A 12243-nucleotide genomic window follows, 5' to 3' on the forward strand; every position below is an offset into this window, starting at 1 on the left:
GTGCGGCTCAGGCCACCTTCGACGGCCGGTGGAAGGCGTCCAACGCGACGCCGGCCTGGTCGGCGAGCGTCACGGCGACCAGACGGGCCTGCCGCGACGGCACAGCGCCACCGGGCCCGGGCTCCATCATGAACCGGCCGACATACCGGCCGCTGCTGAACACCCGCAGCTCGACCTCCTCCTGCGGAAGACCCAGCCGCTCCACGTCCCACTCCCTGCGTCCGACCACGATGGAACCGTCGTGTTCCAGACGCGGCGGGCGGCCCAGCAGCGAGCCGAACTCGAACCGGCAGGCCCGCAGGCCGAGCAGTTCGATCAGCTCGTCGCGCACGTGGTCGACCACCGCGACGGCGGAGTTCGCCGAACGCGCCCGCACCGCCGTCTCGTGCAGCCGGTCCAGATAGCCCGCGTCGGTGACCGCGATCACCTCGAAACGGCGTGCCCGGGCCGCCAGCTGCGAGACCGCGAGCCCCACCGCCAGCAGCAGCACGGCCGTCGTGATGTCCGCCGAATTGCTGATGGTCACCTGCTCGTACGGACGGGTGAAGAAGAAGTCGAACCACAGCGCCGCACTCAACGCGGCCACCGCCCCCGCCGGCCGGTGCCCCAGCGCCGCCACCGCGACCACCCCCACCACCAGGATCAGCGCGACATTGGTGTTCGCCAGATCACCGCGGAACGGCAGCAGCACCACACTCAGCACCAGCGGAACAACCGCCGCCACCACCAGCGAAACAGGACCACGAGCCACGAAACGGCGCATCATCGCACCTCCTCCGGACACCGGTGTAGAACACCACGCATGATGACGCAACCGGCAGCAACAGGTGTTAACGCCTTCCATACGTCCGGACTTGACGCGCTCCAGGTCCTTAATAGACCTCGAAGAAGTGCCATTGCCGAGGCCGCATGTGCCACTACCTAATAGGCCGGCAGATGGCGGACGGCGGCTGGGCCTTCGGCGAGAACACACTGGTGGGCGGGGGCGCGCTCGCCTGATAGCCGCGCCAGCCATCGGGATGATTCCGCTGTCGGGACCGGGTCGGTAGTTGATCCTCCTCTGGGGTTGACGCATGTTCGTCGAGAGGGATGACGGGGGAGAAGGAGGCTGGCTCATGACGGACGGCAGGCAATTTGGACACGTGCGTCTGCTGCTTATGCAGGTCGCGGAACTGATTTATCAGGGTTCGTACGAGCAGGCGCTTGCGCAGAGCAAAGGGGCAATACAGCTGATCAATGAGGCATTTTCGTCAATGCCTCAGGCGCGCGAGGTAGCTGGTGCGGAGGCCGCGTGGCAGGACGAGCAGGCCAGTGAGACAAGTCCAGAGATCCCCTGGCAGGTTGAACACGTCCGCGCACTGTCGGGGCTCCTGTCGGCACAGTTGGGGCTCGGCGATCTAGAGGCCGGCAGAGTATCTCTGGGGCAACTTCAAGAAGTAGCCGGATTCATCCGTCTCCAAGGGTTCGCAGGTGGTTACTGCCGTCACAACCGGTTCTCATGCATCCCTCCCGATTGTCAGGCGCTGCCCCCGTGCACGAACCCGTAGGAATCGTTGTCTCCGGGTGTCACCCCGGTCCTGGGTGGGTCGACGTCATTCTCTACTGTGCGGTCGGACTCGTCGTGGTGCCGCGCATCATCTGGTTCGCCGCGTACTACGTCGTGTTCCTTGCCAATAGCAAAAAGGCAGGACTACCCGCGTTCAAGCGAGCGACTAAGGAAGGGCCTTCCGGTGCGCTCAAGCGGGCGACTCAGGCCCTCAGCGCCCAGGTGTGGCCCGGCGCCCCTGCCCAGCTACCTAAGCGGCATGAGCGGTTCGTCACCGCAGCCCAGCACGCGCAGGATGCACTGATGATCAGCGGCGCGATCGCTCTCGCGGCGTGGACTGTGGTGTTCTCAACGGCAGCGACGTTCCCGGTCACTGAGCTCTCGCCCATTACTCGAAACCTCTTGTTCGCCGCTTCGCTTTCCCTGCTTGTCGGCCCACTGCTGTTTCGGGCGGTAGGAAGGCAGGTCACGCTGATGGGACGGGAGATCGCAGGGGCAGTCGGATATGCGGTCTTCGTGCTCGCCCTCTGCTCGGCGATGGCAGATTTGTTCGGCACGACCGGGAGAGTCCTCGCCACCGCTCTGGCAGTCGCCGTTGTCCTGCGGGATCTGAGGGAATGCCTTCCCCTAATTACCGACTGGGAGGGTTTCACTGTTGTACCCGCGCCATCCGACACTCCGGCCCCAGAGACGGAGCAGACGGACGACTCCGACTAGAACGCTCCTGAAAATCACGGGTTCTGGCCCCGCTCTGGGGGTGAAGTGGGGCCAGTATTGTGTTACGCAGGGGGGGGATCGGGGCGGGGAGAGCGTCGGCGAGGATGTGTGGGAGACCTGCCGGGAGCTGATCCCGGCTGGGAGTGTGATCGCGTTCCTGGCCGAGCACCGCGAGGTGCTGTTCCCGAAGTCGATGTTCGTGGACATGTATCCCTCGACCAACGGGCGGCCCTCGATGCCGCCGCAGGTGCTGGCCGCGACGGTAGTGCTGCAGAGCCTGTACGGGCTGTCCGACTTCGAGACCGTGCGGGAGCTGCAGTGCGACCTGCGGTGGAAGGCGGCGTGTGGGCTTGGGCTGCACGACACCGCGTTCGACCCCTCGCTGCTGACCTACTTCCGCTCTACCAGAACTACCACGAGGGCGTTGAGGACCAGATCGGCGTGCTCGGCCTGGTCCTCAACCGACTGCGCGCCGGCGGCTTCGCGGTCCGGTGAGCAGGACGTGGCCCGGCTCTCACCGTTCGTCCGGCACCACTTCAACATGCTCGGCCGCTGCTCCTTCCAGCTGCCTGGGCCGCCCGAGGGGATGCGGCCGTTGCGTGTGCCGGATACCGCCGGCGGCGAATGAGCGGGAAGCGGTGGCAGGGCTCAGCCGTCCTGATCCCTCAGCTGCTGGGCGAGACCGTCCACCGCGGCGGCGGTCTCCGCCGACTTCGCCATCTTGCCGACGCCGACGAGGACGGTCTGACCGGTCCCCGCCACGACCGCGACGTTCTCCGCGCCCCCGGCACTGCCAGCGATGAACGATTCCGAGGCGTCCACTCGCGGAATGTTGTACTTGGTCCCAGTCAGGCGGAACCCGTCGTTGCGGCGTGCTGGACGCGCGACCCGGAGCGCCCACCAGGTTCGGATTTGTCCTGGGCCCACTCGGCTGCTGGGGAGGCGCCGGGTACCGTGTCGGCTGGACACGGACGGGTCAATTGTGGGTTGGCGGCGGGACGACGAGGCGGGGAGCATGCAAAACCGATACGCAGACCGCTGCGTGACGTGCTCGGTGTGGGTCTTCGAACGCGGTGGGCGCCTTCGCAAGGCCGAAGGCGCCTGGGCAGTGCAGTGCCTGGTCTGCCATGGCTTCGCCCAGCTGTGGGAGTCGGAGGACTTTGACCCGGCCGACCTCGAACGGCACCTGCCGAAGGTGAGGCCGCCGCTGACCGCGACGTTCCTGACCTTGCGGGTGCTCGGGCTGACCCGTGAGTGCTGGAAGTGCCACGGGGATACGACGTGTCTGGTCGGGCTCTACCCGCAAGAGCCAGCCCGTGGTTTCGACACTCTGCACACGGGAGACGAGATCACGCTGGCGCTGATTCAGAAGCTCTTGCATCGAGGCGGCAGGGCGGACCTCGCCGGGACGGTCAAGATCCGGTACAGCAGCGTCATGGGCCGCTACCTGTCCAACGGCTGTATCCACTGCGATGCGCTCCAGGGCGACTTCTACCTGCAGGAGGACATCGACGACCGTCTGCGCGCGCATGGGCTGGACGGCTTGGAGACGCTCCTGACCATGAACTGCCCGGTGCTCGATTGGTACCCGGTGGTCCACCAGAACGGTGGCGGGATTTCGGTCCACGGCTGAGGAGTGCTGCCGCGGGCCGGACGGTAACCTGTCCGCCCGGCCGGGCGGCGGGTGGAGGCTGGTCAATGGTGAAGGGAACCGCCGTCCGGACACCTCACCACGGTCAGCTCACGACCCGCCGCGGTGGTTCTCGGTGATTCGGTGATCTATCGCCCGCTGGCGTCGATGACGTTGCCGTGGGGACAGTGGTTGGTGTCGTTGCCGGCCCAGGTGGGCACGTAGACCTGAGCGAAGATGTGGTGCCGCGCGAGGTTGAGGAACTGGTCGCGGCGCTGGTGAACCGGATCTGCGACCTGACGGAGAGCCGCCCGTACGCCGCCGTCCGTGCGGCCGCCCGGTTCGACCGCGCTGCTGGCCGGCCGCAAGGCCCGCAGCAATCTGATGACCTGGGAGTACATCGGCCGCGCCCTCGGCTGCGGGCCGCAGGAGGCACTGGAGCGGTTCGGCGAGACGCTGAACGACGTCGACCAGGGTGATGAGGGCGAGCTCTGAGGTGTCAGTTCCCGAGGGGACGGACAACGGCCGCCTGTGCTCTGCTCTGTCAGGGCTCCGTGGTCAGCTTAGGATCGGCGCTTCCGGGGTGGGGATGGTCAGTACGTCGTAGATGCTGTCACCCCATGTGGCCCAGCAGCGTAGCCCATGTCCGTCGATCAGGTAGATGCCCTGACTGCGGGCATCGGCGGCAGCCTGCGCCGTGAACACGGCATTGGTGATTACGACTGCCACGTCGGCCCCGTGGATCTGGCGGGCGGTGCCGTTGGTCTCATAGATGATCTTCGGGCCGACAGCCCCGCGCTGACGATACTTGCACTGGAAGACGAGACGGCGTCCGTCCGATGTCTCGGCGATCACATCGGCACCTTGGTCACCTGCTCCGCCAGCCTCACGGACGACCGTCAGTCCATCGCGATTCAGCAACTGTGCTGTCAACTGCTCGATCGTGGTCCCGTTGAGTCGAGCGAGGGCGTCGGCAGGGTAGCTGTCGGGGCCGGAGGCGAATTCATGACGGCGCCGGGCGAGAGTCTTCAACCGGCGGAACTTCTGCTCGCTGACTCGCCAACGGGCTTCGGCCTCCCGGCCGGCTCGGAAGGCGCGCTCCCACTCGGCGAATATGAGATCTGCCAGCGATTCACGGCCGGTACCTGCCCTGAACTCCGTGATGGGGTCGGCGCCGAACTGGTCGCGCAACTCCGCGAAGGCGTGCTGGGCTGCGGCCTTCGCGGAGCGCACCGTCGTCAGGGCGTCGGAGTACACGCGCATGTCCGCTCTTCGAAGATGGTCGATCTCCTGAACGGCACACTCGGCGACCGCCGAGAGCTGACGTTCCTCGGTGAGCCAATCCAGGCAGGTCTGAATCGCCGAATCGAGCCACTCCGTCCACAGATCCATGCTCTCAAGCGCCTCCCGGCCGGCCTGGCCCTCGGAGATCCACAGAAACCCTGCCAACAGCGTGTCGTCGCTGGCGTGACCGACCAAGGCGCCAATCCTCTCCCTCAGGTCCGCGTCGCGATAGCGGATGGGCCGCACGGAGTCCGGGCGGAGTGTGGGGCCGCTTTTGCGGCTCTGAGCAGGGAGAACGCTGTTCTGAATAATCACCGGCGAATGGTACAGACTGCCGCCGACAGGCCAGAGTCAAGTGCGCTGCGCTTCCCGGCCGACTCGGCTTCGCCAAGGCCGCGAGTTCTCAGATCTGGGACGAAGGCGGAAGCTTCCCAGTATCAGCCCCGAGAGCTGGCCGCTTCGAGGGAAGCCAAGAATTCCGGAAGGCGTGTATCGAGCACCCGGCGTACTGGCGTGCTGCCCGGACCGCTGCCTCTCGGGACATGGCCTTCCCTCCTTCTGTGAAGATGGCGCCCTCCATGCGGTCGCCGATGGTCTCCCGGAGTAGGACCGAGGCACTCTCCGGGATGAGCATCTCCGTCAGCCCAGTCTTCGAAGCGCCAGCGGCGGACAACGTGCTGCCGATCGCGTCCCGGACGTCGAGAGAAAGGAAGTCCGTGAGGTTGAACTCGACCTCTGAGAGCAGCACCCACAAGGCGCGGTGAGCGACAGGAATGGTCGAGTCCGAGATCAGTTCGTCGAACCGCTGAGGGGTGATGGTGTCGATGTGCAAGGTCAGCTCCTTGGTCACGTTCCGTGATGGTTGGGGTGGGTGAGGGGGCGCTGCCACCCGTAGGTTCGCAGCGATCTCCAGCCCTGTTCGGTGCCCGCGAGGGGGCGGTGGGCCTGCGATACTTGGAGGGCCGTTGAGCGGCCGAGCAGCGAGGTAGTCGGCGGCGGCGGAAGACCGGTGGACCACCTCACAGCACGGAATCGGCACACATGAGGCCGAGAAACGCGGAGAAATCGCGAGAGCCCGAGAGAGGCATTCTCGCAGGTCAGAGGCCAATTAATCGGCGTTTCCGCAGGTCAGAGGCTTGCCCGGGGAAAACTTACAAAGCAGATGTCGGCGGTTCGAAACCGTCCGCGCCCACCAGCGCAAAAGGCCCGCAGCGATCACGCTGCGGGCCTTTTGACTGCAACAACTGACAGCAACGGCTGATGTCAGCCCGTCCTGGCCCGCCAGGCAAACTGGCTGACCGTCACAGGCTGCGTGCGCCGATGAGCAGGCCCGCCATGGCCGTTCCGACGATCCGTACCGTGGTTTCCGCGCCCCAGATCAGGCTGTTGGCCTGGGCCAGGCGGTGCCGCCCCACCACGGCGGCCACCACGCCGTACCCGGCCGCGTTGAAGAAGACGTAGAGCGTCGACGACAGGAAGGCCATGGCCACGATGTGGGCCGCGGTCAGCGAATGGGTGGCTGCCGCCAGCGGGACGCTCGCCAGGCAGACGCTGTTCGCGAGGTCGGCGGCCACCATGATGCGGCGCCGGTCCAGCCGGTCGGCGAGCGCTCCGGCCAGCAACCCGAAGAAGACGTACGGCATGGCCTCGTCGGCCGCCACGAAGGACACCAGCAGGGGTGAGCCCGTCTTCTCGTACACCAGGACCGGCATGGCGACGTACGCGACGGCCGACCCGGCCCCGGACAGGACGCGAGAAAGCCAGAAGAGCCGAAAAGTGCGCTCGCGGCGCAGCGGTCGAAGTCCCTCGTCGAGACCGTCGACCTCCGAAATGGACGAAGTCATGGGAGTTTCCAGGCACATCCGAGTCCCGGCGCAAGGAGCTGTCGGAGCCCCACTACTTCCTGGTCCAGCACCTCGGCACCCCGGACATGGTGCTGAGCCTCCACCGCGGCGGCACGGACCGGGAGCTCCTGCCCGCCTACCGGCACGACGACCGGCCCGGCCTGTTCGTCCAGGACGAGGACCCCCGCTTCCCGTACGCCACCAGATCTGATGGCCGGCGACCCCCCGCACGTCAACGCCGCGGGCCCGGCCTCGGAGTACCAGCATCGGGGCCTCGATCGAAGCACGGTGGCGGGCCGGTGGCGGGGGCGCCACGGCTCCGGCCGGCTCCGCCCGGCTCGACAGGCGGGGTCGTGCGGCCTGTGTTTGTGTGGCTGCAAACCGCTTGGGAGAGGTGAAACGCCGTGACCATGCCCCCGTTCGGGTCGAACGATCCGTTCTCCGACCTGCTCAGCCGGTTCTTCGGGATGAGCCCGATGGCCTCTCCGCCCGCCGTGCAGCGGGTGCCGATCGGGCGGCTGCTCAGCGAGTCCTCCCAGGAGCTGCTGGCGCTCGCGGCGCGGCGCGCGTCCGAGGACGGTTCCAGCGACCTGGACACCGCGCACCTGGCCTGGGCGGCCACCCGGGTGGAGCCTTCGCGGCGGATGCTGGAGAGGGCGGGCATCGATCCGGACCGGCTGTCCGGCGACCTGGAGCACGCCCTGCCGTCCGGCGGCACCGACGCGGTGGACGGGCAGCCGACGCTCACCCCCTCGGCCAAGCGCGCCCTGCTCGCGGCGCACGCCCGTTCGCAGGCGGTCGGCGCCTCGTACATCGGCCCGGAGCACATCCTCGGCGCGCTGCTGGACCAGGAGCGGTCGGGGGCTGGCGTGGCGCTGCGCAATGCGGCGCCCTCGCAGGAGGCGCTGAAGTCGGTGCTGGAGGAGCGCGGCACCGGCGGTGAGCGCAGCAGCACGGGCGCGTACCCGAGCGAGACGCCGACGCTGGACGAGTACGGGCGCGACCTCACCGAGGAGGCGCGCTCGGGCCGGCTGGACCCGGTGGTCGGGCGGGCCGAGGAGATCGAGCAGACCGTCGAGATCCTCTCCCGGCGGACGAAGAACAACCCGGTGCTGATCGGTGAGCCGGGCGTCGGCAAGACTGCGATCGTCGAGGGGCTGGCCCAGCGGATCGTCTCCGGGGACGTGCCGCGGAGCCTCCGGGAGAAGCGGGTCGTCACCCTCGACCTGACCGCGCTGGTGGCCGGCTCCAAGTATCGGGGCGAGTTCGAGGAGCGGCTGAAGAGCGTGATCGACGAGGTCACGGCGGCCGAGAAGAGCGTGATCCTCTTCCTGGACGAGCTGCACACCGTGGTCGGCGCGGGCGGTGGCGGCGAGGGCTCGATGGACGCCGGCAACATCCTCAAACCGGCGCTCGCACGCGGTGAGTTGAGCGTGGTCGGCGCGACCACGCTGGACGAGTACCGCAAGCACGTGGAGAAGGACGCCGCGCTGGAGCGCCGCTTCCAGCCGGTGCTGGTGCCCGAGCCGAGCGTCGCGGAGACGATCGAGATCCTGCGGGGGCTGCGCGACGCCTACGAGGCGCACCACCAGGTGCGGTTCACCGACGGGGCGCTGGTCGCGGCGGCGACGCTCTCCGACCGGTACGTCAGCGACCGCTTCCTGCCCGACAAGGCGATCGACCTGCTGGACCAGGCCGGGGCGCGGGTGCGGCTGCGCAGCCTGAGCGGGTCCACCGAGGCGACCGGGGTGCAGGACCGGATCACCAAGCTGAAGCGGGAGTTGGAGGAGGCCGTCGCGGACGAGGAGTTCGTCCGGGCCGCCAACCTGAAGACCGAGCTGCGGCAGACCGAGGAGGAGCTGGCGGCGCTCGCCGAGTCCCGCGAGGAGGTCGTCGACGTGACGGCCGACGACATCGCGCAGGTGCTGTCCTCCCGGACCGGCATCCCGGTCGCGGAGCTGAACGCGACCGAGAAGGAGCGGCTGCTCAAGCTGGAGGAGCACCTGCACGAGAAGGTGATCGGGCAGGAGGAGGCGGTCACCGCGGTCGCCCAGGCGGTGCGCCGCGGCCGGGCCGGGATGGGCGATCCGGAGCGGCCGACCGGCTCCTTCCTGTTCCTCGGCCCGACCGGCGTCGGCAAGACGGAGCTGGCGAAGGCGCTGGCGGCGCTGCTGTTCGGCGACCCGGACCGGATGATCCGCTTCGACATGAGCGAGTTCCAGGAGAAGCACACCGTCTCCCGGCTGGTCGGCTCCCCGCCCGGGTACGTCGGCTACGACGAGGCCGGGCAGCTGACCGAGGCGGTGCGCCGCAAGCCGTACAGCGTGCTGCTCTTCGACGAGGTGGAGAAGGCGCACCCGGACGTCTTCAACCTGCTGCTCCAGGTGTTGGACGACGGGCGGCTGACCGACTCCCAGGGGCGTACGGTCGATTTCCGCAACACCGTGGTGATCATGACCAGCAACATCGGCTCGCAGCGGATCCTGGCCCACTCCGGGAACGTGGAGGAGATCCGGGACGACCTGATGCGCGACCTGCGGCAGCACTTCCGGCCGGAGTTCCTCAACCGGATCGACGAGGTGATCGTCTTCCACGCGCTGACCCGGAAGGACCTGCTGTCGGTGGTGGACCTGCTGCTGGAGCGCACCCGGCGTCGGCTGCGGGCCCAGGACGTCGGCCTGGAGGTCACCGAGGCCGCCAAGGAGTACCTGGTCAACCGCGGGTACCAGCCGGAGTTCGGGGCCCGACCGCTGCGCCGGACGATCCAGCGGGAGCTGGACAACCGGATCTCCAACCTGCTGCTGGACGGGTCCGCGCGAGAGGGGGACACGCTGATCGCGGACGTGAGCGACGGCGAGCTGGTGGTGACGTCGGCACGGCCGGGCGGGTCGGCGACCTTCGAGGAGGCGGAGGAGAAGGCTGCCGACGCTGCGGCTGCCGCGGAGGGCTGAGGCCGGGGAGCGCTGAGGCCGCTGCCGTCGCGGACCGTTGCCGCCGTGGACCGCTGCCGTCGCGGACCGCTGCCGTCGCGGACCGTTGCGGACCGTTGCCGCCGTGGAGCGCTGCCGTCGCGGACCGCTGCCGTCGCGGACCGTTGCGGACCGTTGCCGCCGTGGAGCGCTGAGGGAAGCAGGACCGGGTTCGGGCGTACTCCAGCGGGAGTACGCCCGAACGCCACTGGTGGAGGACGCGCCGGGGCGGACCGCGGGTTTAGCGTTCTGGGCATGATGCCGCCCATGTCCCCGTCACCGGCGCCCCGGCCCGAGCAGCCGGAACCGCCCGAGCCGCCCGAGCCGTGGCGCCCGCCGTGGGTGCACGCGCGCCTGCCGGTGGGGCTGGCGGCCGGCGCCGCGGTGGTCCAGGTGGCCGGCTCGACCGTCGCCGCGCACAACCAGCCCGGGCGGGCCCCGCTGGACGCGTTCGCTTACGTCCTGCTGCTGCTCGGGCCGGCCCTGCTGGTGCTGCGCAGGCGGCGTCCGGTCGCGGTGGTGGCCGGCACCTCGGTGGCCACCGCGGCGTACCTGGCCGCCGGGTACCCGTACGGGCCGGTGTTCCTGAGCTGGCTGGTCGCCTGCAGCGTGGCGATCGGCGCCGGGCACCGCCGGGCCGCCTGGGCCGGCCTGGCCGGGGTGTACCTGGTGCACGTGCTGGTGACCTTCGTCCTGCCGGAGAACTGGCAGCGCGCACCCTCGCACGGCGTCGCCTGGCAGGAGGAACTCGGCCTGCTGGCCTGGCTGCTACTGGTGATGGCGATCGCCGAGATCGTCCGCTTCCGACGCGAGCGGATGGCCGCCCACCAGGCCTACCGGCAGCAGCTGGAGGAGCGCCGGGCCAACGAGGAACGGCTCAGGATGGCCCGGGAGTTGCACGACATCCTGGCGCACAGCCTGTCGCTGATCAACATCCAGGCCGGGGTCGCGCTCGCGCTGCTCGACCGGCGGCCGGAGGAGGCCCGCACCGCGCTGGTCACCATCAAGTCGACCAGCAAGGAGGCGCTCGGCGAGGTCCGGCAGGTGCTCGCGACGCTGCGCGGGCCCGGGGCGGCGCCGCGCGGTCCGGCCCCGGGGCTGGACCGGCTGGACGAACTCACCGAGCAGGCCGACCGGGTGGGCCTGGAGGCCGAGGTGCAGGAGCGCGGCGAGCGCCGTGCGCTGTCCGCGACCGTCGACCTCACCGCCTTCCGGATCGTCCAGGAGGCGCTCACCAACGTCATCCGGCACTCGGCGGCCCGGCAGGCGGTCGTGGTGCTGGACTGGCGGGACCCGTCCCTCCTGGTGGTCCGGATCGAGGACCCGGGGCCGGCCGTGCTCGCCGACGCCGGCGGCTCCGGCAGCGGGCTGGTGGGGATGCGGGAACGCGCCGCCGCGTTCGGTGGCACCATCACGGCGGGGCCGCTGCCCGGCGGCGGCTTCCGGGTCCGGGCGGAGCTGCCGACACCGAAGGCGGAGAGCGAGTGATTCGGGTACTGCTGGCGGATGACCAACTGCTGGTCAGGGCGGGCTTCCGGGCCCTGCTGGACCTGCAGGACGACCTCACGGTGGTCGGCGAGGCGGACGACGGGGAGGCGGCGCTGCAGCTCGCCCGCGAACTCGTGCCGGACGTCGTGCTGATGGACATCCGGATGCCGCGGATGGACGGGCTGGAGGCGACCAGGAGGATCGCCGAGGAACCGGCGCTGTCCTCCGTACGGGTGGTCGTGCTGACCACCTTCGAGCTGGACGAGTACGTCTTCGAGGCGCTGCGCTCGGGGGCGGCGGGCTTCCTGGTCAAGGACACCGAACCGGCCGACCTGCTGCGGGCGATCCGGGTCGCGGTCGCCGGGGACGCGCTGCTGTCGCCGGGAGTGACCAGGCGGCTGATCGGCGAGTTCGCCGCCCGGTCGAAAGCGCCCGAGGCCGCGCCGGAGGGGCTCTCGGACATCTCGATGCTGACCGAGCGGGAGCGCGAGGTGCTGGCGCTGGTCGGGATGGGGCTGTCCAACGAGGAGATCGCCCGGCGGCTGGTGGTCAGCCCGCTGACGGCGAAGACGCACGTCAGCCGGGCGATGGTGAAGCTCGGCGCGCGGGACCGGGCGCAACTGGTGGTGCTGGCCTACGAGTCGGGGCTGGTGCGGCCGGGCTGGCTGGGCTGAGCGCGGGGCATCCGGCGGGGCATCCGGGGCGGGACATCCGGGCCGGGGTGCTCCGAGCCGGGGCCTACTCCCTGCCCGGCGTGTCACGGGC

General features: G+C 69.3%; 12 protein-coding genes and 3 pseudogenes. 10 read left to right on the forward strand and 5 right to left on the reverse strand.

The window, feature by feature from the left end; translation table 11 throughout:
• Positions 1–7 precede the first annotated feature (7 nt).
• On the reverse strand, positions 8–766 hold the full coding sequence (locus ACZ3TI_RS05885) for a DUF4118 domain-containing protein (RefSeq protein WP_465723800.1): 759 nt from the start codon (positions 764–766) through the stop codon (positions 8–10).
• A 349-nt stretch (positions 767–1115) separates the two neighbouring features.
• On the opposite strand from ACZ3TI_RS05885, the gene ACZ3TI_RS05890 reads away from it, so the two are divergent.
• The 4 genes and pseudogenes from ACZ3TI_RS05890 to ACZ3TI_RS05905 form a co-directional block, all read left to right on the forward strand.
• Positions 1116–1547, forward strand: coding sequence for a hypothetical protein (locus tag ACZ3TI_RS05890; RefSeq protein ID WP_465723802.1), 432 nt, complete (start codon positions 1116–1118; stop codon positions 1545–1547).
• On the forward strand, positions 1532–2263 hold the full coding sequence (locus tag ACZ3TI_RS05895; RefSeq protein WP_465723804.1) for a hypothetical protein: 732 nt from the start codon (positions 1532–1534) through the stop codon (positions 2261–2263). The genes ACZ3TI_RS05890 and ACZ3TI_RS05895 overlap by 16 nt, the downstream gene beginning before the upstream one ends.
• A 175-nt stretch (positions 2264–2438) precedes the next feature.
• Positions 2439–2606, forward strand: a pseudogene (locus tag ACZ3TI_RS05900) (transposase); the annotation flags it as partial.
• A 56-nt stretch (positions 2607–2662) separates the two neighbouring features.
• Positions 2663–2891, forward strand: a pseudogene (locus ACZ3TI_RS05905) (hypothetical protein); the annotation flags it as partial.
• A gap of 20 nt (positions 2892–2911) precedes the next feature.
• Here the strand turns inward: ACZ3TI_RS05905 and ACZ3TI_RS05910 are convergent.
• Positions 2912–3280, reverse strand: a complete 369-nt coding sequence (locus ACZ3TI_RS05910) for a profilin family protein (protein WP_465723806.1) — start codon at positions 3278–3280, stop codon at positions 2912–2914.
• Between ACZ3TI_RS05910 and ACZ3TI_RS05915 the strand changes: the two genes are divergently transcribed.
• Together ACZ3TI_RS05915 and ACZ3TI_RS05920 are read left to right on the forward strand one after the other, a co-directional pair.
• Entirely contained in the window at positions 3279–3896 is a 618-nt protein-coding gene (locus ACZ3TI_RS05915; protein ID WP_465723808.1) for a hypothetical protein, read from the forward strand. The genes ACZ3TI_RS05910 and ACZ3TI_RS05915 overlap by 2 nt on opposite strands.
• A gap of 324 nt (positions 3897–4220) precedes the next feature.
• Positions 4221–4388, forward strand: a complete 168-nt coding sequence (locus ACZ3TI_RS05920; protein WP_465723810.1) for a hypothetical protein — start codon at positions 4221–4223, stop codon at positions 4386–4388.
• A gap of 63 nt (positions 4389–4451) precedes the next feature.
• On the opposite strand, the gene ACZ3TI_RS05925 is transcribed toward ACZ3TI_RS05920, so the two are convergent.
• From ACZ3TI_RS05925 to ACZ3TI_RS05935, 3 genes are all read right to left on the reverse strand, one after another.
• Positions 4452–5492 carry a restriction endonuclease gene (locus tag ACZ3TI_RS05925; RefSeq protein WP_465723812.1) on the reverse strand — a complete coding sequence of 347 codons (1041 nt, stop codon included), beginning with the start codon at positions 5490–5492 and terminating at the stop codon, positions 4452–4454.
• 88 nt (positions 5493–5580) lie between these two features.
• The gene (locus ACZ3TI_RS05930; protein WP_465723814.1) at positions 5581–6027 is read right to left on the reverse strand and encodes a hypothetical protein; all 447 of its coding nucleotides are present in this window, start codon (positions 6025–6027) and stop codon (positions 5581–5583) included.
• A gap of 451 nt (positions 6028–6478) precedes the next feature.
• Positions 6479–7021 carry an MFS transporter gene (locus ACZ3TI_RS05935; RefSeq protein ID WP_465723816.1) on the reverse strand — a complete coding sequence of 181 codons (543 nt, stop codon included), beginning with the start codon at positions 7019–7021 and terminating at the stop codon, positions 6479–6481.
• A gap of 35 nt (positions 7022–7056) precedes the next feature.
• Here ACZ3TI_RS05935 and ACZ3TI_RS05940 point away from each other — a divergent pair.
• The 4 genes and pseudogenes from ACZ3TI_RS05940 to ACZ3TI_RS05955 all read left to right on the forward strand — a co-directional run.
• Positions 7057–7419, forward strand: a pseudogene (locus ACZ3TI_RS05940) (DUF6002 family protein); the annotation flags it as partial.
• A 12-nt stretch (positions 7420–7431) separates the two neighbouring features.
• Positions 7432–9972 (forward strand): ATP-dependent Clp protease ATP-binding subunit, encoded by a 2541-nt coding sequence (locus tag ACZ3TI_RS05945; protein ID WP_465724225.1) that lies wholly within the window; start codon positions 7432–7434, stop codon positions 9970–9972.
• Between the two features lie 285 nt (positions 9973–10257).
• The gene (locus tag ACZ3TI_RS05950; RefSeq protein ID WP_465723818.1) at positions 10258–11478 is read left to right on the forward strand and encodes a sensor histidine kinase; all 1221 of its coding nucleotides are present in this window, start codon (positions 10258–10260) and stop codon (positions 11476–11478) included.
• Positions 11475–12152: a response regulator gene (locus ACZ3TI_RS05955; RefSeq protein ID WP_465723820.1), complete on the forward strand. Its 678-nt coding sequence runs from the start codon at positions 11475–11477 to the stop codon at positions 12150–12152. The genes ACZ3TI_RS05950 and ACZ3TI_RS05955 overlap by 4 nt, the downstream gene beginning before the upstream one ends.
• Positions 12153–12243 lie beyond the last annotated feature (91 nt).

It is taken from the genome of Kitasatospora sp. NPDC023120 (assembly GCF_055560835.1).

What these genes read in the sequence shown, in the direction of transcription:
- ACZ3TI_RS05910 (WP_465723806.1), bottom strand. Translation starts at nt 3,280, where the DNA reads ATGCTCCCCGCCTCGTCGTCCCGCCGCCAACCCACAATTGACCCGTCC.
- ACZ3TI_RS05935 (WP_465723816.1), bottom strand. Translation starts at nt 7,021, where the DNA reads ATGACTTCGTCCATTTCGGAGGTCGACGGTCTCGACGAGGGACTTCGA.
- ACZ3TI_RS05890 (WP_465723802.1), top strand. Translation starts at nt 1,116, where the DNA reads ATGACGGACGGCAGGCAATTTGGACACGTGCGTCTGCTGCTTATGCAG.
- ACZ3TI_RS05945 (WP_465724225.1), top strand. Translation starts at nt 7,432, where the DNA reads ATGCCCCCGTTCGGGTCGAACGATCCGTTCTCCGACCTGCTCAGCCGG.
- ACZ3TI_RS05950 (WP_465723818.1), top strand. Translation starts at nt 10,258, where the DNA reads ATGTCCCCGTCACCGGCGCCCCGGCCCGAGCAGCCGGAACCGCCCGAG.
- ACZ3TI_RS05885 (WP_465723800.1), bottom strand. Translation starts at nt 766, where the DNA reads ATGATGCGCCGTTTCGTGGCTCGTGGTCCTGTTTCGCTGGTGGTGGCG.
- ACZ3TI_RS05915 (WP_465723808.1), top strand. Translation starts at nt 3,279, where the DNA reads ATGCAAAACCGATACGCAGACCGCTGCGTGACGTGCTCGGTGTGGGTC.